We start from the raw sequence: 21,697 nt of genomic DNA, 5'->3' as shown, positions 1-21,697 counted from the left end.
GCCCAATTCTAGACCGCAACTACGATTGTCTGTAGCATGGGCCAGATCGCGCGAACCTGGGAGTCAGGGTGACCGTCCGCGCTGTCAGGAAAACCCTGACAACCCCAAAACCCGAAGGAAGCTGCGGGACGTGAGCATTTCGTTGTCACATTCGGCTCCTGCTCACAGGGAAGCGCGAAGCTCGACTGCACGGAGTGCAGCGCGCCGCCCGTTGGTTCTCGTCTTCATTGCAGCAGCAATGCCGCTGGCTCTGTTTGCCGGCTGGGTCGCTTTTCTGAATGCCCAGCAGCAGCGCAGTCATTCACAGGCGGCAGCGGTGGAAACCCTCGACAACGTTGTCGGTCGGCTTGCCTCGGAGATCAGCTTGCAGCTCGAGATCGCCGAGACGATTGCGGCCTCCGCTACGCTGGACAAGCCGGATCTCGATGCATTCTATCGTGAGGCGACGCGGGTCAACGAGGCCAGGACGCTTTGGGAAACGATTCAGCTGGTCGACCCCGGAGGTAATCAGGTGCTGGATGTCACCCGTCCGCTCGCGGACGGAATGCGGGTGATAGCCGATCGGGAGAATTTCGAGCAGATCCTGAAGACGCGTAAACCGGCGATCGGCGGAATTGGGCCTCCCAGTCCGATTACGGGCAAACGAGTCGTTGCGGTAAGGGCGCCTGTCGAGCGCGATGGGCAATTGAAGTTCGTTCTCACGGTGGCCCTAGTCCCGGATGCGGTGAGTCAGATATTGCAAAGTGCGGGAGCTCCGACGGGCTGGGTCGGTTTCGTCGTTGATGCAAAGGGCAACATTGTCGCTCGTACCGCCGGCGAGCAATCGGAGCTCGGTCAGTCAGCCAGCGCCACCGTGCGCCAGGCGATCGCCGCAGCGCCGCAAGGAAGCTATGTCAAGAGGACCCTCACCGGCGAACAGGTCGATTCAATCTACAAGCTCATACCCGGCACAAGTGGCTGGTCGGTCCATTTCGGAATACCGACGCAAGAGCTCAACGGTCCCGTTCATCGATCGGCCATCTTTCTGGCCGGGGGCGGGGTCCTGAGCTTCGTCCTTGCCCTGACCTTGGCCTGGTACACGATCCGGGACATCTCTCTTCGCAGGCGCGAGCAGGAGGCCCAGGCAGCTTTGGCACTCAGCGCCAGCGAAGAGCGGCGCAGGCTCACAATTGATGCCGCAGATCTGGGCGTTTTCAGCTGGAACTTCGCAACCAGGGAAGCGCTCGTGTCGCCTCGCGCGCGAGAGATGTTGCAGATGGGCGGCTCCTCGGACGGTGACACCAGCTTGCCTATCGATCACATGCTGAACTGCATCGAGCCCGCCGACCGGCAGCAGTTTGAATCGTCACTCATGGGATGTCGTTCAGGAAACGTCGCGATCGCGGATTTCCGGACCGCTCCTCCACACAGTCGATGGCTACGCGCCAGCGGGCGTCTGTCCCGACTCGACGAGAAAAATCCGGACGTCGTTTATGGCGTGATTCTGGATATCGACGAAACGAAGCGGGCCGAGTTGGAGCGGCAGCGATTGCTGCGGCGTCTTTCGGAAGCAGAGGAAAATGAACGACGTCGCATCGCACGAGAGCTCCACGATCAAATCGGCCAAACGATCACCGGACTTCTCTTGGGGCTCAAGAACCTGGAGCCGTTTCTCGGCGCAAGTCATAAGCGTAAAGGAGGGCTGGAGAAGCTCAACTGGCTCCAAGGACTGGCCAGAGGAATTGGCCGCGACATCCATCAAGTCGCCTCCGATCTTCGGCCGACGGCTCTTGACGACCTCGGACTCTACAAGGCGCTCGAGGCGGCCTGCGCCGAAATCCAGCGGCGGTTCGGAATCAGCGTCGATTTCCAGCACTTGGGCAGAAGGGAACGTCTCGGCCAGGACGTCGAGATCGCGGCCTACCGCGCAGTCCAGGAGGCCGTAAATAATGTGGTCAAGCACGCAAAGGCGAGAAACGTAAGCGTGGTGGTAGACCGACGCACGGCAGAGCTGCGGATCGTCGTCGAGGATGATGGTAAAGGATTCGATCTTCAAGAGTTCTCGCACAGTGATGCCCGCCATGCGAAGCTCGGCCTGTCCGTCATCGAAGAGCGCCTTACGATTCTGGGCGGATCTCTGGCGATAGAGTCTGAGCCGGGCCGCGGCACCTCCCTTTTCATGAGAATTCCCGTGCCAGCAGAGGAGATGGGCTATGTGCCCGATCCGGATCACGTTGACTGATGACCATCCACTCGTTCTGGCTGGGATGAAAGCGCTGCTGCAGGCGGTGGAGGACATCGAGATCGTGGGAGAAGCCACGGACGGACAGACAGCCCTCGATATCATTCGCCAGGTCACGCCGGACATTGCCATCCTGGACATTTCGCTTCCCGGCATCAGTGGCCTCGAGGTCGCCCGCGCGGTCGCGACACAGCTGCCTCAAGTTCGGCTGCTGGCGTTAACCGTTCACGAGGACCACGCCTACGTCCAACCCATGCTTCAGGCCGGAGCGCGCGGCTATCTGCTCAAACGCTCTGCTGCGGATGAGCTCGAAAGGGCAGTGAGGGCGATCGCCAGCGGAGGCCTGTATCTGGACCCCGCAATCGCAGAGAAGGCACTTCCTTCCTCGGCCGGCGATCATCCGTCCGCCGCGACGACGGCGAGTGAGCTCACGCCACGAGAGAGCGAAGTCCTGCGCCTCATCGCCCAAGGCTTCAGCAACAAGGAAATTGCCAACCAGCTGAACATCAGCATCAAGACCGTTGAAACCTACAAGGCAAGAGCTGTGGAGAAGCTTGGGCTGTTCACGCGTGCCGATATCGTTCGCTACGGCGTAGCGGTGGGCTGGTTGGGCCAAGCAGGGACGGGGGCTGCGGTCTGAGCTCGGATTCCCGTCGGGTCCATGGGGACATCCGGCTCATGTCAGGATTATCCCGACGCACATCAACTGTTCTCCCGACTGTGCGACGAGCTGCCGCCCACTACGGTGTCCTTCGTGCACTGGCCGACCAAGTTCTCCCTCACGGGAGGCATACACTCGTTCGGGTGAGCGGATATTTGGCGGATCGGTCGGTCGTGGAGGCTGATATGAGAAACGTACTCTTTCGAGGACGCGCCGGCCGGCAACTTTTTACGCAGTATCAGCAGCTGCCTCGACTTAGAGCAAAAGTAGGTTCGCGAGCAGACGCCCGCACAGCCCGGACCACCGGCATGGCCCTCGCCTGCGTGTACGTCGCCTGCTTGCTGCTATCCGCGTATGCAATGGCTTGATCGACGGCTACATTGGTGTCGGCTGCCAAGTACCGCACCTCCAGGCCTGAGCTCCTTGCGGGAGCGCAGATCAGAAATGGTTCCCTGAATGGACGGCAGCCTGCTACTACTGGTCTTACTCGCGGCGCTCTCCGCGCTCGGTCTCGCGGCGCTGGAAGTCGCGGCCCGCCGATCATCTGGAACCACGTTCGGCGGTAAGCCCCAAACGACCAGGACTAAGCGGCCCCTGCAATGATTCGTCCTCACTGAATTCTCACAGAGGTTGGTCGTCTCTGTACGGCTCGCGCCGACACGAGGGCAAATCGCGACCTGGCACCCTATCTGAACTCTTTCATCTCCCGAATGGACCGCGGAGTGAAAGGCCACTATCAATTGTGCCAGGTCTTGGCCTCAGACGCTTGCCTTCATGGAGGCGGCAACGTCAGACGTCCAGCCACTGAAAGTGGAGTTCGGCGGTGCTTTCGCTCATGGATATTGCGGCCGTTCTATTGACGCTGTCCGCGGTATTTGGCTGGCTCAATCACAAGTTCCTGCCTTTGTCCCGCAGCGTGGGACTTCTGGTGATAAGCGTCACGGCGTCGCTGTTTCTCATAGGCTTGGACGCGGCAATTCCCACCGTTCATGTTCTCGAACGGCTTTCGGAGGGTCTCCGCCAGATCGATTTCGCAGAGATCGTTGTGAACGGGATGCTCGCGTTTCTTCTGTTCGCCGGCGCACTGCATGTGGATCTGGAGACCCTGAGGAGCCGCGCCGTTCCTGTGTTCATTTTGGCCGTATTCGGAACAGCGATTTCAACGGCGACCGTTGGCCTTCTATTTTGGTGCATCTGCAGCCTCATGGAAATACCCATGTCGCTGCCCTGGGCCCTCGTCTTCGGCGCCTTGATCAGCCCGACAGATCCCGTCGCCGTTCTGAGCACACTTCGCAACGCTAACGTGCCGAGCGAACTCAAGATCGAAACTGAAGGCGAAGCACTGTTCAACGACGGCGTCGGCATCGTCCTGTTCACGATCTTGCTTCGATTTGCGAGTTCCGAGGGAGGCGCGCATGTTTCGAGCACGGAGGTAGCCGAATTGCTCATCCGCGAAGCTGGCGGTGGGATCGTGCTGGGCTTGCTGACGGGTTATGTCGCGTATCGCGCGATGCGGCTCATCGATGACTACGCGATCGAAGTACTGATCTCGCTCGCTCTTGTCACCGGAACCTATGCGATTGCGCTCCACTTGCACGTCAGCGGGCCGCTGTCCATGGTGGCGGCAGGCCTCCTCATCGGGGATCGAGGGCCGCGATATGCGATGAGTGAGCAGACACAAAGTTATCTTTTCGCACTCTGGACGCTCATCGACGAAATTCTCAATTCAGTCCTGTTCTTGCTAATCGGGCTGGAGACGCTGATCCTGCGCTTTGATCTTCGCAGCTTCGGCCTTGCGGCATCGACTGTGCCAATCGTTCTTTTCGCTCGCTTCGTTTCGGTTGCAGTGCAGCCTTTCGTGTTCGGATGGACGCGTCTTCTCTCAATGCGCAATGCGCCCTTTCTGACGTGGGCCGGTGTTCGTGGCGGCATTTCTGTTGCACTTGCCTTGTCACTGCCGGATAGCCCAGCGAAAGCCGCCATTCTCGCCTCGACCTATGCAGTCGTTTTGTTCAGCATCATTGTCCAAGGATCGACCCTGGGCTGGGTTACGAGGCGTACGGTCCGATAAACGCTCCGACAAGCCGGTTCCGCTTCAATCGTACAGAGGTCGCGGGTGTTTGCGCCCAGAGAAATCCTGGGCTATTGCCGCGGCCGCCACCGCCAAGTTCGGCGGCAGCGGAAGCGTTAGAAATACCACGATAACAATGATCGGGATATCGCCCCCGGGGTCCCGATCAGTACCATGACGTTGCTGGCGAACGCGAGGCTCATCTAATGTGTGAGGCTGGGTCGCGCTTCTTCGCAAGCGCTCATGCACCGGCGGCACGCGTCGGCGCAAATCCTGCAATGTTCATGCATCTCGGCGTGTCTTTCGCATTCCTCGGCGCAGAGCCGGCACACCGCGGTACAGGCCTCGAGCATTCTGCGGATCATCTCCTCGTCGGACCCGGTTCGGCGCGTCGCGATCCTCCCGGTGATGTTGCAGATGTCGGCGCAGTCCATATTCAGCCGGATGCATTGGGTCAGGGATTGTACCTTGTCTTCCCCGAGACACGCGTCCGCACAGGACGTGCATGTCTGTGCGCAGGAGTAGCACTCCTCGATGCAGCGAATGAGAGCGTCGTTTGTATTTCCGCGAACCTGCGGATGCGTGCTGATCATTGCTTGGGCTTGCATTGAACTCTCCATCGTTCCCTGCCGGCCTTCCAATCGGCGGCCGCAGGAATGGTTTCTAGTTCTGCGGAGGTTCCAGCCACCCCGCTGCCCGGCGCGGCTACGCCCGATCGCGCCGGGCAGTCCGTGAGGGCGGCCCATCACCACCGATGGTGCGCTCGGATCACCCCGTGATGATTCCGGTGATGTCGTGGCACCCAGCCGTAGCTGTGGTGCCAAGGGTGCGCACGCCGGACTCCATAGCCCCACGGCCTCGGTGCGGACCAGCCGTAGCTGTAGCGCCAGGGCCGTGGGCCCCAGGCGTAGGGTCGCGGTCCCCAGCCGTAGCCACCCCAATAGGGTGTGTAGCTGTACGCGGGATAGTAACCGCCATAACCGTATGGATAGCGGTACCCGTAGAGAGGCCTGTACCCGGCATAGTAATGAGGAGTGGCAATCGCTGAGCCGATCAAAGCGCCCGCCACCAATCCGGCGCCGATGCCCCAGCCGCCACGCCAGTGAACCCGTGTGAGATCATCACGCACGACCGACCTCTGCTCCGCAGAGTTCGCCGCCGCCAAGAGCGCTGTCAAAGGTGCAGCCTGAATGTTGCCGGCAGGCGAAATGGCTATCAGCCCCGTGAGAGAAAGAGCGAGTGTGATTTGACGCATGTCTGGCTCCTGTCACCTTCAGAATGCGATCAACAAAAGCCCGCTACCTTGGTTTCCGGGGTTAGGGAACGTCGGATACGAGGTGTACGGCAGTGTACAGACTTTGTCGGGCATCGGAGCTCGCCAGCCCTTAGCGTCGCGCCGGGATGTCTTCGATCTGCCGCGTGGGGCTTCTCCGACGGTACCTGCACGAGTTCTCATGAAAACTGCGCATGCAACGAACTGAGACCTACCTGCGCACGGGCGGCCGCGAGGTTCATCAGCCTTGCGTTACGCTGATCGATGCTCGGCCCCAGACCCGGGAGATTTCACAGCCGACCAAAACAGTTGGCCGGCCCTCGTTGAAGGCCGGCCTCCCTCTCGGCGATCGTGCGTCTCTTGTTTTCTAGACCGCGTCCCATTTGCTCATAAAAGCCACACCGTCTCAAGCCAAGCAATCGGACCAAACGCGCGAACCTGAATTTAGTCGGTACGCTGCCGCACGAAAACGGAGGTGTGCCATATCCCTTAAAGCGGGCCCTACTTCGCGGCGATAGGATGCCGCCTGGGGGCATTCCAAAGGCGGTGAGATCGATAACGTCATGCGTCGGCCCAGCCGAAGAGAATCGTTCTTCAGAGGCAATCGTTCGTCGTGGCTCTACGATGCTGCCGTGGATCGGCGGCAGTCTGCCTCTGGAAGTTGGTACGCGACCGTACATCCGCTCGCTCGCGAAGACATTCGTGGATTGTCCGGTCTCTCCAATGTGGCAGAATCAAGCATGAATTGTTTCCGACCGAAGGCAGTGGCGGCGGGCCCGTTTGGGGTCGCAGCGTTGAGCTCAGAGGGTGGCCAATGCGCCAGTATTCTCAGCCGATCGACCGAAACTTCCGCATGAACGCCTTGCAGGCCGCCCTGCGGGAAGTGGGGCGGCCTCTACTCCCCGCTTCTTTTGTAGGGACTCTAGCCGGTCTGGCAGCTTGGTTCTTCATTGCACGATTTACAGCATCCAGCGGCAGCTCACTTGCCATCTTCGTGGCTGTGACGTTCATGGGCGCTTACTTGCTTGTGGAGCGTCAGGAGCTCAGGTTTAAGCGCGCCTTGGAGCGAGAGCTCAGAAAGATGGCCAGGACCTGAAGAGAGCGATCGCACCCATTGCTGTCCTTCCGATGAATCCGGCAGAGATCCTCCAAGCCAGGGATAGCCGCGAGCGGAGCGGATCGCTAAGGGACCCCCCGCATATCCGCCTCGATGCCCGGACTCGCGCGTTCGTCGAAGCGTGACCTATAGGCCTGAAGGTTCTCCATCACGCGTTGCACGTAAATGCGCGTCTCGGTGAACGGGATACGTTCGACCCAGTCGATGACGTCCACGCTTGGATCTCGGGGATCGCCGTAGCGTGCGATCCATTGCTTGACCCGCCCACGACCTGCGTTGTAGCCGACTAGAACGAGGACGTGGTTCCCATCATATGTCCTGAGAAGATCTGCGAGCTCGGCGGATCCGAGTTGTACGTTGTAGGCTGGATCGCTTTGCAGCCGCCCGGGCTCAAATGTGATACCCAGCCGACGGGCGATCGTTTGGCCTGCTGCGGGCGTCACCTGCATCAATCCCGACGCTTTTGCGGCCGAATGCGCGCCCTTGTCGAAACCGCTTTCCGCCCGCGCCACGGCGTAGACGAGACTTGTAGCTGGCTTCGGGCCGACGGAGGCGGGGTGGGGCAGGCCGAAATTGGGAAACGCATACCGATCCAGCGCAAAGCCGCGCGCCAGGGCCCCCTTGCCGACCGCGAGGGTCGCGCGCGCATCCCGCCTCTTGGCGAGGCCTTCGGCGATGACCGTCAGCAGTCCGATGTCGGCCGTACGGCCAAGGTCGGCGACGAATGGGATCACCAGATCGCTGTTGCTGGTCGCGTAGAGCAGTTCAACTGCGCGAACGAGATCGCTTCTGGAAAGGTTTGCGCGCTCTCCTGGACCGAGGCTTGGCGGTTGAGGCAGCGAAACGTCGCGACGGCCCAATCGGGCGCTTGCCAGCTGCCCGTAATATGCCGCGACGCGTCTCGATGCGGCGGCATAGTGGCCGCGCGCCTTCTCCCGATCACCGCCCGCCTCTGCAGCACGTCCGAGCCAATATGACGCGCGTGCGAGCGAGGTGGGGTGAGTCGTTGTCCTCGCGATACGCGCGAAGTGCCGTGTGGCCAGATGGGGATCATTCAGAAATCGCAGCGCGATCCACCCCGCCGTGAACGTCTGGTCGACACGGAGACTCTCCCTGGAGGGAGGAGCGGCGTCGCGCGCAATTCGGTAGGCGATCTCCGCCCTGCCGTCGTCGAGCAGGCGGCGCACCAGGATGCGGCGTTCGACCCACCATACGTCGGCATGGTCGGAAACGGATGCTCGAAGTCTCGCCGAAAGCAGCAGTTGAGCAGCCTCCGCAATGCGGTCCTTGCGGCGAAGCCACTGGATGCGCGTGAGGAGGTAAGCGGGCTCAGCGCGCGCAGCCGACGCCACCGCGTCGAGCAAGGCGCCGCTGGTGCTGGCATTCTGGATGACGGCTGCCCGCGCCTTCACGATCGCTCGGTCGGTTGCGGTGAGGCGGTTCGCCGCACGCAGCGCTCCGGTGATGTCGTCCGCGTACAGGCGCGTTTCCATGCGAGCCCTGTGATCGGCGGCCGTGAGCAGGTGCCCGAACCGCGCCAGCACTTGCGCCTCGGACTGCGCCGAGAGGCTGCCGTCGTGCCAGGCGGACCGGACGTATCGTCGGGCCGCGGCCTGATCACCGCGCTCCGCCGACGCTCGTGCAAGCGCGAGCTTTCCTAACGGCCCCAACGGTTTCCGCTCGGAGAAGAACGTGAGCACGGTTCCGGCCTCGTGCGGCTCGAACCAGAGCCTGGCTTCTGCGCGCCGCCGGAAACGATCGAGGCCGGGCCACGACGGATTGGCGCGAATGAATGACGCGTAGCGTTGGAAGTCGATCGCATCATCATCCGAACGCAGGATCACCCACTCCGCCAGTTTACGGCTTGCACGATCACGAATTACACCGCTGCGCGCCGTCGCAATCGCCGTCTTCCCGCGACGGGCAAGACCGATGGTCGCTTTCAAGTCGCCGACCCCGGTAACCAACTGCGCTTCGGACGCTCGATGAGCGAGGCGCAGATCGGAAAATCGATCCCGAGAGGTCGTAGCAGGCGACGAGGAAAGCGCTGCCTTTCCCGACGATTGCCCATGCGCTTCGGCGTCGAAGACGACGATGAAACCGGCGGTCAGCAGCATCATGCGCACAAGCAGCGAGATATGGGTGACCCGAATGGGTGACGTTGGCGGCACGGACTTCTTCCTGGGTGGTGAGGAGTCGAGACGATCGAGAGCAACGGTGAACGACGGCAGAAACTTGGCAAGTCCGGAGAGATGGTCAATTACGGCGAACGAAGTGTGTATCTGCTTCGATTCCATCTCGCGCTTGGTTCTCTACCGTACAGATCTCGTGTGCAAACCTCGCGTCCAGCGGTGTATGCAGACGTATCGCGCAGGTGGCGAGGAGCGTTGGAGCGGTTGGCGTCTCAGGCGTGGAGGTCCGCTTGCTCATCGCGCGATGTCACATCGATCGGGAGAAGGTTTGGCTTTGAAGGCGTTGGAACGATCAGATACGCAGAATTGGAAGATATCGAAGCGGCTGGCGTCGCAGAGGTCGATCAGCGCAGCAGGAAGCGTCTTGGCGATCTTGCTCGGCAGCCTGTTCGGCTCGGCGTCCGGTTCCGAGCACGTCGAACGGAGCGGCCTTCCGATTCCCCGCTTCGCCTCCGTGAAGAGCACACCGGCCAACGTTCGCGCCGGACCCGGTATCGGTTATCCGCTGCGATGGACCTTCGTTCGCCGCCATCTTCCCGTGGAAATACTCGCAGAGTACGAAAACTGGCGGCGCATCCGCGACGCCGACGGTGAAGAAGGTTGGATGCTGGGCGCATTGCTGTCCGGCCGGAGGACCGCATTAGTGGCTCCCTGGTCTGCAGCGAAGCCGGTCCGTCTTCGAAGCCGCTCGAAGCCCAACTCGGCGGTCAACGCCGTCGTCGAACCGCGCGTCCTCGTCATGGTCGATACCTGCGTGGGCGTGTGGTGTTACGTTCGAGCAGAGACTTCCGCAGGCTACGTTCGGCAGACAAGATTGTGGGGCGTGTATCCTGACGAAAAGTTCTGACGCGCGGCAGATCGTGTGACTGATGGGCGCAACGCAGCTCTGCACGACGGTATTGTTCATCTCGTGTTCACCGCACGACGCAACACTGACGACGGGGCATCTTGTAAGGAAACTTCATGAATAAACTCGCTCATGGTCTCGCCATTGCCGTCATGCTCACGTTCGGAACAGCCTCGGTTCCAGCCAACGCGGCGCCGGCGAGTCCGATTGCTCCTGCGGCAGCTTCCGACTTGGTGCAAGCGCAGTATCACCGCCACCACTATCGCCATCACCATCGATATCATCCCCGGAAGGTGTGCAAGCTGCGCACTGTCGTCAGACGCGGCCCTCACGGCCGCCGCGTCGTGACTCGCGTTCGCATTTGTCGGTAAATATCGCCGCGATGGGCTGCTGCAAGCAGCAGCCCATCTCTTCCGAAGCGTCGCGTACGCCTTGCAGCTCTCGGTTGGAGCGGAAGCGTACCAACAAACGCACGTCGTCGGCGGATTCGCGGCAATTCGTCACTTGTCTTGCCGGAGCGAGGCCGTTTCATCAGCGCCATATCGACGAAGCGGATCGATGCTGCTCAGAGTCTGCCTGGAATGGCACGGAATGGAACGGTTTCAATTTCAGCTCATCACGATCCTGCTTGCCGCAATCGCGATGTGGTGGAGCACTCGTCCGCTGTCGCCGAGCATTGAGGGCTGCGCTGAGAGAACTTGTCTGGCTGGCTATCGGAGTGGATCCGATCCAAGACTGATTTCCGAGATGAGCCCTTACATGCGCAGTGAGAAATGGTGAGAGCCGAAACCGCGATCGGATGCATACGTCAATCCGCACGGCCCATGAACTTCGCAATGCACCGGCCCTGCAATATGCAGGCCGATTGACAATGGTCCCGACACCTTGGACGAAGGCTTGGGATCGGACTTCTATGACGAGTCCGAGTTTAATGAAAAGGTCGCGGAACTGGGACTGGAACCCACTACGGCCTATATCCGCGTCGCTCGCGGAAAGAAGAAAAGAGTTTCAGATGCGGCCAAAACTAAGCGCGAGTATCGAGCGATGCGAAAGGCTCAAGGGCTCGAGCAATACGTCGTCGCGGCGCCGATAGATGCGGACGCGAAGCGCACCGTGTATGCGGTGGCGCAGGCGATCGTCGAAGACAAGGAAAACACCAAAATATGCGGTCGATCATCGTTGGTCGTTTCGAGCCCGGAGCTGCTCAAGCTCTCCGATGTCCCTTCTACGTCGTCGGTCGACGTCTCGTCGGTGGTCGAGCCGATCGAACGGGCCGATTGGGCCACGATCGCCGAATCCCACGCGGCGCATCCCGCGCTTATCGCCGACTTGCCCCGCTTAGCGAAGCCGGCAGCGACTTCCTGTCGGTGCTCGATTGCCTCGTGCGTCACGAGGACGGCATCTCGGAGGGGTCTGCCAAAGGCTTGTTGGGCGCCGCAGTTGCGGCGAATGATTGTCCCGAGGTTCTCAGGTTACTCGAGGTCCGCCAGCGGGGAGGCTTCCGTGGCCGAATGCTCGGTTGGGTATTGGGCAAGATCCAATAGCGCCAGCCGAACCGAGGCCGAGTAGGCGTCGAACGGCAAGTCCATCGCGCCAGCCGCGAACAGCGCTGGCGTCTTTAGTGTAGCCCCGTGTATCCCCAAGGCTTGCTGGTTACGAGCGCGAGGAAAAGGTGGGGCTACACTTCTCTGGTAAGTCATTGTAAACACTGGTGCCGGCTGAGGGGATTGAACCCCCGACCTTCGGTTTACAAAACCGCTGCTCTACCGCTGAGCTAAGCCGGCGACGCCTGAGAGACGCGGGCAGGGCCGGCAGGCGCCGGGGCTGTCCGCCCGTGCGCGCCGCAATACCAGACTTGATCGGAAAGTGCCAGAACCCGGGAGGTCATGGCACCAGCATGAATCAGGCGGCCCTCGGGGCCGCCTGATCTCTCGCATCGATTTGGATCGCCTTACTGGCAGATGTGCCGGCGGCCATCTTGTCCCTTGAACCAGGTGCCGGGCGTGCAGACGAAGCCGTTACGCTCGGCATAAGAGCGGTTGTCCCAGCTGCGATTGTCCCAGGAATTATTCCAGCGATTGTCGTAGGCATAGGAATTGTCCCAGCCGCGGAACGGTGCGGTCGCGATCGCGCCGGCGGTGCCGATCGCGGCGCCGGCTACTCCGGCGGCGACGTCGGTCGGCCAGAAGCCGGTGCGGCTCCTGTTCCAGTCGTTATTCCAATCGGCATTGGTCTGCCGGTGGGACACGCGGCGCTGGCGGTTGCCACGATCGGTGTAAGGGTTGCCGGGGCCGAGGTTCTGGCAGTTGGCGTTGGGGAATTGCGCCGAGCAGCGGCCGGGTTCGTTGACCACAGACTGCGCCATGGCAGAGCCCATCAGCATGGTCGCCGCAATCGCCGTCGCTCCGAGAAGTCTAATCGTCATGGTTGTTGGCTCCCATCTTGTTGACGAGAGCTAAACACTCACGGCGCCGGACGTTCCGCTGAAACCGGTGATTTTCGAACGCCAAATGCTCAAACCGAGGTGAGCGCGGTGCGGTTCCGTGCCGCCGCGCCCTGTGCCCGTTAACGCTTCGCTAGCCCGCTTCCCAGCATTTGAGCGGCGCGCAATCCTTACGCATTAGGCTTACCGGAAGTTGGTGAGCGCGCCTTAACCCTCTCTACGTCGTGATCGGCTAGGTTGCAGCCGCATAACCGGGATCTCGTCATGCGCGCTTTAGCGCTCGCCGCCTTTCTGATCGGATTGCCTGCGACCGCGTTTGCCGGCGAGGGCTTCGATATCGTCATTCCCGGCCGTCCCGGCGTGCCGATCATCATCAACAATATCGACGCGTCCTATGCGGTGGTCGAGGGTGTCTGGGGCCTGGGCAAGAACCAGCAGGTGCAGCCCACGATCTATGGCGGACGCTATATCGCCGAACGGCAGCCCGACAATGTCGGCCACTATTATCCGACGCTGGGCCTGCGGCCCGGTTACGGCCGGCTCGAGGTCGAGCCGCCCGCCAACCGCAAATTGCCGAAGCCGGCCGAGAGCTATCACCAGAGTTGGGGCGCGCAATCGGCGCCGCTGCCGGCGCAGATGGATCCGCCCGTCGATCCGCCCCCGGTGATCTACGCGCCCGAGATCAACGATCGTCCGCGGCCACCGCGACCGCGGCCGCGTGTCGAGGTCCCCGGCAGGCCGCCGGGTTAAGAAACGTCAAAATCCAACAACACGGAAATCAACAGGAGAGAGTAATGCGTCAGATGATTTCGGGATTGGTCGCGGCGGCTGCCGTGATGTTCGCCGCCACCGCGCCGGCCGCGGCCTGCGGCTTCAATCCGTGCCAGCCCGTCGCGCCGGTCTATTCCGGCTGCAACACCGGCTGCGGCGGGTACGGCTACGGCTACGGCGCCTATGAGCGTCTCGCCGAGCCGACCACGCAATATTACTACGTCAACCAGGGCCCGACTTACACCGGCCCGGGCGCCTTCGCGCCGTATCCGACCTACCGTGAAGACGCAGTCGTCGCGCCCGCCAATTACGGGTATGGCTATCGCGCCGCCGTCGTTCCCCATCACCGCCCGTACTACCGTCCGTACCGTTACGGCTACGGTCCGCGCTACGGCTATCTGCCGCGCGTGAACTACGGCTACGCCCATCGCCACGCTCCGCGCTACGGCTACGCCCACCGCCACGCACCGGCGCCGTACTACGGCGGCCACCGCGTGCTGCGCCGCTATTACTGATCTCTGATCGGTCCAAGTAACGAAACGCCCGTCCGCCTGATGCGGACGGGCGTTTTGCTTTTCGATGCGCGGCGAAGGAGCTAGCGCTTCATCAGCCCCAGCCGGCTTGCGCCGACATAGAGCGCGAGCACGGCGGCATTCGACACGTTGAGGCTCTTGATCTCGCCGGGCATGTCGAGCCGCGCCACGACGCTGCAGGTCTCGCGGGTCAATTGCCGCAGACCTTTTCCTTCGGCCCCAAGCACCAGCGCGAGCGGCTCGCGTAGCGCGACGTCCGAGAGGTCCTCGCTGCCTTCGCTGTCGAGACCGACGGTCTGGAAGCCGCGTTCGTTCAGCCCGGTGAGCGCACGGGCGAGATTTTGCACGGTGACGACAGGCACCAGTTCGAGCGCGCCTGAAGCGGCCTTCGCCAGCACGCCGGTCGCTTCCGGACTGTGGCGCGCGGTGGTGACGATCGCCTTGACCGCGAACGCGGCGGCCGAGCGCAGGATGGCGCCGACATTGTGGGGATCGGTGATCTGGTCGAGCACCAGCACCATGCCCTCCTGCTTCAGGGTCTCGATATCGGGCGAGGGCAGGGGGTCGGCTTCGGCGAGCAGGCCCTGGTGCACGGCGTCGGGCGACAGCAGACGGTCGATCTCCTGAGGCCGAACGATCTCGGGCGTGACCGGGGTCGCGATGTTCTCGTCCGCGAGCCGCTTCGCTGCGTTCTCGGTCAGCGTCAGCTTGCGGATCCGCCGCGACGGATTGGCCAGCGCCATGGTCACGGTGTGCCAGCCGTAGAGGATGGCCGGCCCGTCCGGGTGCGAATCGCGCTCCCGCCAGACTGGCCGGCCGGCGGATTTCCCTGGCCTGTTGAAGGGCTTAGCCCCGCCGCGGGAACCCTTTGGTGCAAATTTTCGATCCTTCATGGGCTCGCTTGTGTCACGGGTCCCGGAATATGGCAATTTGAGCGCCCGCGGGGGCGATTTTAGCTGTTCGCCTCGGTTGACTTTGCCCCACCGCTTCGCCCATAAACGCGCCCGGTCGCGCCCCCATCCGGGCTGTCGCGGCCTCACGTTCCATGGCCGTCTTCGGTCCGCCGGCAAGGTCCGGCCCGATTGTGCTGCCGTCGAGCGGGGGAGTGTCCCGAGTGGCAAAGGGAGCTGACTGTAAATCAGCCGCCTCATGGCTTCGCAGGTTCGAGTCCTGCCTCCCCCACCATCTTGAAAATACTTACGAATCTGAACTCGCCCGCCGCACACAAAGTGCGACGAGGCCCCCGGCGAGGTGTTCTCCTGGTTGATTTAACTCAACGCGCACGATCGGTTGATGGAGCCAAATACATCGCCTCTGGATTCTTCGAGGAGAGCAAGATGCGAAAATTTGCGTTGTTTGCCGCCGTCGGGGCGATTGTCGCGGTCGGTGCGCTGACACCCACGCGTGCGGAGGCCGGCTGCTACCGGTTGGGCGAGACCGGATACCATTGGTATCGGTCCTGCTGGGGTCCGCACTGGATCTATCCCCACCGTCGCGTCTGCCGGCGCGGCCATTGCTGGTATCGCTGAAGCATCGCTCCGCGGCATGAGTGGGTCGGGTGATCGGTTTCGTGGGTCGCACGATTACCTCATCTTCGACTTCGTCTTGATCATCGCGCCGTCGATCGTGAAGGAGCCGTATCCACGGTGATGAAGCGTCTTGGGGCTCTTCTGAGCAGGGTCAATCCATGCGCGCAGGACCTCGAGAACGAACAGATTGTAGCGCGGAACCATGCTGGTATCCGTCACGCGACATTCGAGATTGCAGAAGCATTCCTCGATCAAGGGTGCGCAGACCAGGTTCGCCGGGAGAGGAGTCAGCCCGAAGCGCTTGAATTTATCGCGGTTGCGCCCGAGCAATTGCCGATCCTGGCGACCACGTCAGCCAGCTTGCGCGACGGAATCGCAATCACGGCCTCTCCGGTTGAGCGGAGGGCGGCGAAGCTGAAATTGGCTTCGCTGACGATGCAAGCGATCAGCGGCGGTTCAAACTCCACCATCATATGCCATGACATGGTCATGACATTGGGATGCTCGCGACCTGCCGTTGTCAGCAGAACGACAGGGCCGGGCTCGATCAGCTGATAGACTCTTGAAAGTGCACGTTGACGAAGGACCATCCCGACTGCGACCTTTCGATGGGGCTCAGAGCTCTTGCGCGGCTCTGCAGACGGATGCCGCTTTAGGGGACGACAACCACTGCGCAAGGAGCCAGGCTGACCAGCTTTTGCGAGACGCTGCCGAGCAGCAAGCCCGCCAACTGGCCGCGTCCGCGACGGCCTACGACGATCATCTTGCTCGACGTCTGGGTTGCCAGATCGATCAGGGATTGGGTGACGTCACCCCAGCACGTCCGAACTTCAATCCGGGGCGGGCCAATTTCATGTGCACGGGCCTCCGCAGCCTTGAGGGTCTGCCCCGTCAAGGCCTCCAGGAGGTCACCAACGGTGGCTCCGCTATGCGGAAGTCGCCGAACCTCTTCCCCCAGAAGTCGATCGGCAACCGTTACGATCAAGAGATCGCATGCCAACGCCTTGGCAAGCTCCGCTGCCACATCGATTGCACGGCACGCGCCGCTCGATCCATCGGTCGCCACCATGATGTTCGTCATGAGAGAGTTCCCCGCGGCATTATTGTCTGTGATAGGTGCCGACCAGAGTGGCTTCGATGAAACTGCGGTCTCCCTCGGGCGCATCGGACCATTGCAGGGGCGGGGACAGGTTCTCGCCGTCGCAAGCGAAGCGCCGCGGAATAGCCGATCGGTCGGTAAAGGCGCTCGACAGGAGCTGCATGGTTTTCTCCTAGCTCGCGGCGCGGACCGACGTCGGCGTCTGCAAATGGCGCTCAAACCATCGGCTGGCATGCTCGATGACCGCGTCCATGGCGCCCGGCTCCGGAAACAGGTGCGTTGCACCCGGAATGATTTCCAGCGCCGTCGGCCCGCCAAGCCAGGCGCGCGCCTCCTCGTTGAGCTCGATTACGCCGACATCGGCGCCGCCGACGATCAACAGGGTCGGCGCACGGACATGCGGCAGGGCCTCGCCGGCCAGGTCCGGCCGTCCACCACGCGAGACCACCGCGGCAATTCGGTGAGGCAACTGAGCCGCCGCGATGAGCGCGGCCGCCGCGCCGGTACTGGCGCCGAACAATCCGACAGGCAGGCAGGCAACCGCAGGTTCTAGACCTTGAAGCCAGTCGACGGCTGCGACCAGCCGTTTGCCGAGCATTCCGACATTGAAGACGTTGGCGCGGTCGCATTCCTCCTGCGGCGTGAGAAGATCAAACAGTAGCGTCGCGAAGCGGCGTGCGTTCAGCCCCTGTGCGACCGCGATATTCCGGGTGCTGAACCGGCTCGAGCCGCTGCCATGTGCAAACACAACAAGGCCACGGGGATTTTCCGGCAGCGTCAACGTTCCCGCCAATCCTAGCGGCGGAATGAGGACGTCGAGCGATTGATCGCGTTTCATGGACCGCTCCCGGTCTGATCAACCCTGGAGGTTCTTGAGTGGCGCCGGGAGATGGGCCATCAACTTCTCGAATTCGCCGGGATCCAGCTTCTCCCACAGCACCTCGTAAACGCCGCGAGCTGCGCCGAGCGCAGTGATCGGGAACTGCGGCGGAAGCTCCCTGGCGACATGTGCCGCAAACTCCTCGATATGCCGTTCCTTGGTCGGGGTTGCCGCCATATGCCAGCCTTCGTAGTAGATGCCACGCACCATGATCGGCAGCTGCGCCCCGAGCTTGACGGCGACTTCCGGCGGCAGGCGATCGCGCAACGCATGCAGGACAGCCCGCAATGCATTGTCGGCCTGGTGACGGTTCTCCAGGGCTAGCTGCTCGTCGATGGCCTTGAGCCAAACATTCGTTTCCTGGACCGAATGGTCCAGCGCAGTCACACCCGTGGACGTGCTCATGATGTCGCTCCCGGATCAGAGACAGATTGTGAATTATTTGCAGGCCCAGGCTGGCGTGCTTTGACGTGCCGCAAAGTTCCATGGATCAATGGATCGGATCGGATTGATTTCGCGCAAAGCCGTGGGCGCGCCGTATGCTCAGATCGGCTGCCTGACAGGAGGAGCGCAACCATGCAAACCCCGGCCCAAATCGAATTCGAGCACGTGACGCCGTCCCCGAAGCTGCAGGCTGCGATCGAGGGGCACATCGCCGAGCTGGAAAAGCGCTACGGTCGGGCCACAGCGGGGCGCATCATCGTGAGGGGCCCTGGTGATCGTCACAAGACGGGCGGCCAATATCAGGTCAGCATCCGGCTCGTCCTTCCCGAAGGGCGCGAGGTCAATGTCGGACGGACACCCATGGAGGACGAACGGTACGCCGATCTGACCTTTGCGGTCGACGATGCCTTCAAGCGCGCACGGCGGCAGCTGCAGGACCAGGTGCGCGTCATGCATGGCCAGACCAAGCTCCACGAAGGTGAGCCGGTGGGAACGGTCGTGCGTATCGATCCCAGCGGCGAGTTCGGCTTTCTGGAGGGGGGCGACGGCCAGGAGATTTACTTCAACTGTAACAGTGTCGTGGAAGGTCGCGCCAACATCGCCGTCGGCTCGCGTGTCAGCTTTGTTGAGGAGGCCGGAGAGAAGGGACCTCAGGCGAGCACGGTCAAGGTTCTGAGCAAGCACAGCCTGCGAACGTAGGTGCTGCATCACCGAATGATGGAGTGCCTGGGATGGATAGCAGCTGGATGCCTCGGGCGACTTCGGCGCGGAGCGATCGGTTGCGCCTGTTCGCCCTGGACGGAAGCTCCGAGCTTGGCGAGCGCATCGCGACGTCGCTGGGCTGCACGCTGGCTGCCCACGAAGAGCGCAGCTTTGAAGACGGCGAGCACAAAGTCCGTCCGCTGGATACGGTGGCCGGCTGCGACGTCTATGTCGTTCACAGTCTTCACGGTGGCCCCGTCGAGAGTCCGAACGACAAGCTTTGCCGCCTGCTGTTCTTGATCGGCGCACTGAAGGATGCGGGTGCCGCCAGCGTGACCGCGGTCACGCCATATCTCTGCTATGCGCGCAAGGATCGCCGAACCAAGGAAAACGATCCTGTGACCATCCGCTATCTGGCGTCTTTGTTCGAGGCGGTCGGTACAGACAGGATCGTGACGCTGGACGTACACAACGAAGCCGCCTTCGAGAATGCCTTTCGCTGTCCCTCCGTTGCACTCACCACGGCGCCGCTGCTGATCGAGAAGATCAGGTCGGTTGCGGGCGAGGCGCCAATCAGCGTCGTGTCCCCGGATCTGGGTGGTGGAAAGCGAGCCGATCTGTTGCGCGAGGCACTCGAGAAGGCGTTGCAGAGGCCAATCGGAAAGGCTTTCGTCGAGAAGCATCGCAGCTCGGGCCGGGTGTCCGGCGATCTGTTTGCCGGTGACGTGACGGATGCATTCTGTGTCGTGGTCGACGACCTGATCAGCAGTGGGGGAACCCTGGTCCGTGCGGCAAAGGCGGCGCGGGCGCATGGTGCAAGAAACGTCATTGCCTGCGTGGCTCACGGCCTGTTCATGCCGGGAGCCGAAACGGCACTCGCGGATGCCGCGATCGATCGCATCGTCGCCACGGACACCGTTCCGCCATTCCGACTCCCTCCGGGACCGGTGCTTGCCAAGCTCGAGGTGATCTCGGCAGCTCCGCTGCTGGCCGAAGCCATCAGGCGGCTGCATCAGAACGAATCTCTGGCTGAACTGTTGATGTACCAGGCTTGATAAAGCCTTGCTTCATTCATCGGACCAGCAGCCGTTCGAGCTGCCTTGCGTCGGCTTCGGCGAGGGCGAGATAGGCGCGCGCGAGGCGGGGCCATTTCTCGGGCGTACGCGGGTGCGCATCGAACAAATGCGCGATGGACAAGCGCGCCCTCAGCATCGCGCGACCAATCCGATAGAACAGGAATATGCCGCTCCTGTGGTCATCGTGCAGCGTCCGTGCCAGTCGCCGGCGGATCGCATCACCGAACCATCGGCCGCCGAGCCTCTCACATTCCAGGTGCAGAAACGCGATCTCGTCCAGAGCATCGCTGGCTCGCAAACGGGAATTGAACTCGAGACAGTCGATGATGGGATGGGGTGGCGTCAGCCAGATGTGCTCCGGTCTCAGGTCGCCATGACCGTCGACGATGAACCGTCGGGAGACCCGGTCGGCGAGCATGCGGGCGTTCCGTTCGAGAAATTGCCGTTGGGCCCAGGCAATGCGCAAGATCGTCCCACGCGGCAAGCCGAAGCGCTGGTTGAGCAAAATTTGCCAATCCAGGGCCGCGGCTTCGTACAGAGAAGCCACATAGGTCTCGGGCGCGACCAGGATCCGGGCGGTATGCGAATAGAAGCGGTCAAGGACCGCTGCGAGCTGCCGGACCTCAGTCTGGCGCGCGGTGCCGTTGCGCAGCATGGCCTCGAGCGTTTCCTCCTCGTTCAGCCGGCGCATCACGACAAGCCAGTCGGCCACCGGACCGGAGCCGCCGATCGTGTATCCCAACGCCGTCTCGGTCAGCGGAACGACGCCGATATACACGTCGCGCGCAAGCCGGCGGTTGAGGCTGGCCTCCGCCAGGCATGCGGCCCTGCGGCGGGCCAGCGTCGAGAAGTCGAGATAGGGAAAGCGGACCGGCTTCTTCAGCTTGTAGACCCGCGCGCCGTTCATGAAGACCCACGACATGTGGGTTTCGCGCGCCTGAACATGATCAGGAACGGGGCTGTAGCTGCCAGGCTGGCTCAGGAAGGCGACCTTGCGGGCCAGGGCAGAGATGCTGTCGTTCTCGGCATCGTCGATTGAAAATTCGTTCTGGCACTCCAGCATGACAATCTATTGCCAAACGACGCCGGAGGCGGTTTGACACCGATCAACGATCGCGGTCACCGGAGCAATAGTCTGCTTCAAATTCACGCGGATTCACCGGTATGCTGTTTCAAAATAGAGACGATGCGGGCCATCAATTGGCCAGGGCTTTGGTGAAGTACAAGGGGCGCCATCCCGTAATCCTGGCACTGCCGCGCGGCGGCGTTCCCGTGGCGGCGGAGGTGGCGGAACGGTTGGAAGCGCCCCTCGATTTGGTTCTGGTGCGCAAGATTGGTGCGCCGATGCAGCCGGAACTTGCGATGGGCGCGGTCGTGGACGGGGAGCAGCCCGTCATTGTTCGCAACCAGGACATCATCGATTTGACCGGCGTGAGCGAGGAGACGTTCGACGCCATCTGCAAGGAGGAGCTTGTCGAGATCGACAGGCGACGTGAACGTTATCTGGGCAATCGCGCCCGGTCCGACGTCAAGGGACAGGTCGCGATCATTGTCGACGACGGTATTGCGACAGGCGCGACGACCCTCGCAGCGATCCGGGCGCTGCGAAATCGGGGGCCAAAGGAACTGATCCTCGCAGTACCGGTGGCGCCTCTCGAGACGCTGCAGCGGCTGCACGGAGAGGTCGACGCAATCGTTTGCCTGGATACGCCGCGGGACTTTGGCGCAATCGGCTACTACTACCGTGATTTCAGCCAGGTCAGCGATGACGAAGTCGTCGCAATCCTGAAGCGGTTCCCGGCCAAGAAGACGACGGCACCAACCGCATGAGCTTTCAG

21 protein-coding genes, 2 tRNA genes and 1 pseudogene are annotated in these 21,697 nt (G+C 62.1%); 12 read left to right on the top strand and 12 right to left on the bottom strand.

Annotated features, from left to right (window positions below; genetic code table 11):
• The first annotated feature begins 211 nt into the window (after window positions 1–211).
• The 3 genes from K410_RS0123670 to K410_RS0123660 all read left to right on the top strand — a co-directional run bounded on the left by K410_RS0123670 (window position 212) and on the right by K410_RS0123660 (window position 4,953).
• The gene (locus tag K410_RS0123670) at window positions 212–2,221 is read left to right on the top strand and encodes a sensor histidine kinase (RefSeq protein WP_245269437.1); all 2,010 of its coding nucleotides are present in this window, start codon (window positions 212–214) and stop codon (window positions 2,219–2,221) included.
• Window positions 2,193–2,861, top strand: a complete 669-nt coding sequence (locus K410_RS0123665; RefSeq protein WP_028137165.1) for a response regulator — start codon at window positions 2,193–2,195, stop codon at window positions 2,859–2,861. Before K410_RS0123670 ends, K410_RS0123665 begins: the two co-directional genes overlap by 29 nt.
• Window positions 2,862–3,705: 844 nt before the next feature.
• A complete protein-coding gene (locus tag K410_RS0123660) occupies window positions 3,706–4,953 on the top strand; it encodes a cation:proton antiporter (protein ID WP_028137164.1) in 1,248 nt (415 codons plus the stop codon).
• A gap of 203 nt (window positions 4,954–5,156) precedes the next feature.
• Here K410_RS0123660 and K410_RS41040 read toward each other — a convergent pair whose 3' ends face one another.
• Window positions 5,157–5,573 (bottom strand): four-helix bundle copper-binding protein, encoded by a 417-nt coding sequence (locus K410_RS41040; RefSeq protein ID WP_028137163.1) that lies wholly within the window; start codon window positions 5,571–5,573, stop codon window positions 5,157–5,159.
• A 1,467-nt stretch (window positions 5,574–7,040) separates the two neighbouring features.
• Between K410_RS41040 and K410_RS0123650 the strand changes: the two genes are divergently transcribed.
• Window positions 7,041–7,322, top strand: coding sequence for a hypothetical protein (locus tag K410_RS0123650; protein ID WP_028137162.1), 282 nt, complete (start codon window positions 7,041–7,043; stop codon window positions 7,320–7,322).
• Window positions 7,323–7,408: 86 nt separating this feature from the next.
• On the opposite strand, the gene K410_RS37155 is transcribed toward K410_RS0123650, so the two are convergent.
• A complete protein-coding gene (locus K410_RS37155) occupies window positions 7,409–9,640 on the bottom strand; it encodes a lytic transglycosylase domain-containing protein (RefSeq protein ID WP_049820183.1) in 2,232 nt (743 codons plus the stop codon).
• A gap of 259 nt (window positions 9,641–9,899) precedes the next feature.
• Between K410_RS37155 and K410_RS38600 the strand changes: the two genes are divergently transcribed.
• Entirely contained in the window at window positions 9,900–10,382 is a 483-nt protein-coding gene (locus tag K410_RS38600) for an SH3 domain-containing protein (protein WP_210164239.1), read from the top strand.
• 1,055 nt (window positions 10,383–11,437) lie between these two features.
• Here K410_RS38600 and K410_RS39765 read toward each other — a convergent pair.
• From K410_RS39765 to K410_RS0123625, 3 genes are all read right to left on the bottom strand, one after another.
• Window positions 11,438–11,773: a hypothetical protein gene (locus tag K410_RS39765; protein WP_155253561.1), complete on the bottom strand. Its 336-nt coding sequence runs from the start codon at window positions 11,771–11,773 to the stop codon at window positions 11,438–11,440.
• Window positions 11,774–12,091: 318 nt separating this feature from the next.
• Window positions 12,092–12,166: transfer RNA gene (locus K410_RS0123630), tRNA-Thr, on the bottom strand.
• Window positions 12,167–12,333: 167 nt separating this feature from the next.
• Entirely contained in the window at window positions 12,334–12,807 is a 474-nt protein-coding gene (locus K410_RS0123625) for a hypothetical protein (protein ID WP_028137160.1), read from the bottom strand.
• A 282-nt stretch (window positions 12,808–13,089) separates the two neighbouring features.
• Between K410_RS0123625 and K410_RS0123620 the strand changes: the two genes are divergently transcribed.
• Both K410_RS0123620 and K410_RS0123615 read left to right on the top strand, forming a co-directional pair.
• A complete protein-coding gene (locus K410_RS0123620) occupies window positions 13,090–13,575 on the top strand; it encodes a hypothetical protein (protein WP_028137159.1) in 486 nt (161 codons plus the stop codon).
• 44 nt (window positions 13,576–13,619) lie between these two features.
• Complete coding sequence (locus K410_RS0123615; protein ID WP_028137158.1) at window positions 13,620–14,111, top strand: hypothetical protein; 492 nt, start codon at window positions 13,620–13,622, stop codon at window positions 14,109–14,111.
• Between the two features lie 80 nt (window positions 14,112–14,191).
• On the opposite strand, the gene rlmB is transcribed toward K410_RS0123615, so the two are convergent.
• Window positions 14,192–15,022, bottom strand: a complete 831-nt coding sequence (gene rlmB, locus K410_RS0123610; protein ID WP_028137157.1) for a 23S rRNA (guanosine(2251)-2'-O)-methyltransferase RlmB — start codon at window positions 15,020–15,022, stop codon at window positions 14,192–14,194.
• Between the two features lie 206 nt (window positions 15,023–15,228).
• Here rlmB and K410_RS0123605 point away from each other — a divergent pair.
• Window positions 15,229–15,314, top strand: a tRNA-Tyr gene (locus tag K410_RS0123605).
• 152 nt (window positions 15,315–15,466) lie between these two features.
• Complete coding sequence (locus K410_RS39760; protein WP_155253559.1) at window positions 15,467–15,658, top strand: hypothetical protein; 192 nt, start codon at window positions 15,467–15,469, stop codon at window positions 15,656–15,658.
• Window positions 15,659–15,712: 54 nt separating this feature from the next.
• Here K410_RS39760 and K410_RS0123600 read toward each other — a convergent pair.
• The 5 genes and pseudogenes from K410_RS0123600 to K410_RS0123585 all read right to left on the bottom strand — a co-directional run bounded on the left by K410_RS0123600 (window position 15,713) and on the right by K410_RS0123585 (window position 18,042).
• Window positions 15,713–16,143: pseudogene (locus K410_RS0123600) on the bottom strand (flavin reductase family protein).
• Between the two features lie 167 nt (window positions 16,144–16,310).
• Window positions 16,311–16,739 (bottom strand): universal stress protein, encoded by a 429-nt coding sequence (locus tag K410_RS0123595; RefSeq protein ID WP_028137156.1) that lies wholly within the window; start codon window positions 16,737–16,739, stop codon window positions 16,311–16,313.
• 19 nt (window positions 16,740–16,758) lie between these two features.
• The gene (locus K410_RS39755; protein WP_155253558.1) at window positions 16,759–16,920 is read right to left on the bottom strand and encodes a hypothetical protein; all 162 of its coding nucleotides are present in this window, start codon (window positions 16,918–16,920) and stop codon (window positions 16,759–16,761) included.
• 9 nt (window positions 16,921–16,929) lie between these two features.
• Window positions 16,930–17,538 (bottom strand): dienelactone hydrolase family protein, encoded by a 609-nt coding sequence (locus K410_RS37150; RefSeq protein WP_349509804.1) that lies wholly within the window; start codon window positions 17,536–17,538, stop codon window positions 16,930–16,932.
• A 75-nt stretch (window positions 17,539–17,613) separates the two neighbouring features.
• Window positions 17,614–18,042: a DUF2267 domain-containing protein gene (locus tag K410_RS0123585; protein ID WP_049820179.1), complete on the bottom strand. Its 429-nt coding sequence runs from the start codon at window positions 18,040–18,042 to the stop codon at window positions 17,614–17,616.
• Window positions 18,043–18,213: 171 nt separating this feature from the next.
• On the opposite strand from K410_RS0123585, the gene K410_RS0123580 reads away from it, so the two are divergent.
• Together K410_RS0123580 and K410_RS0123575 are read left to right on the top strand one after the other, a co-directional pair.
• A complete protein-coding gene (locus K410_RS0123580; RefSeq protein ID WP_028137154.1) occupies window positions 18,214–18,780 on the top strand; it encodes an HPF/RaiA family ribosome-associated protein in 567 nt (188 codons plus the stop codon).
• An 80-nt stretch (window positions 18,781–18,860) separates the two neighbouring features.
• Window positions 18,861–19,838, top strand: a complete 978-nt coding sequence (locus K410_RS0123575) for a ribose-phosphate diphosphokinase (protein WP_245269436.1) — start codon at window positions 18,861–18,863, stop codon at window positions 19,836–19,838.
• Window positions 19,839–19,854: 16 nt separating this feature from the next.
• Here K410_RS0123575 and K410_RS0123570 read toward each other — a convergent pair whose 3' ends face one another.
• Entirely contained in the window at window positions 19,855–20,922 is a 1,068-nt protein-coding gene (locus tag K410_RS0123570; RefSeq protein WP_049820178.1) for a hypothetical protein, read from the bottom strand.
• Window positions 20,923–21,023: 101 nt separating this feature from the next.
• Here K410_RS0123570 and K410_RS0123565 point away from each other — a divergent pair, with 101 nt between their 5' ends.
• Window positions 21,024–21,689: a phosphoribosyltransferase gene (locus tag K410_RS0123565; protein WP_028137151.1), complete on the top strand. Its 666-nt coding sequence runs from the start codon at window positions 21,024–21,026 to the stop codon at window positions 21,687–21,689.
• The last annotated feature ends 8 nt before the right edge of the window (window positions 21,690–21,697 follow it).

Origin of the sequence: Bradyrhizobium sp. 22 (assembly GCF_000482425.1) — a bacterium.
Taxonomy (GTDB): Bacteria; Pseudomonadota; Alphaproteobacteria; order Rhizobiales; family Xanthobacteraceae; genus Bradyrhizobium; species Bradyrhizobium japonicum_B.
Note: the sequence above shows the minus strand (reverse complement) of the source record. Positions and strands in the feature narration are given on the sequence as shown.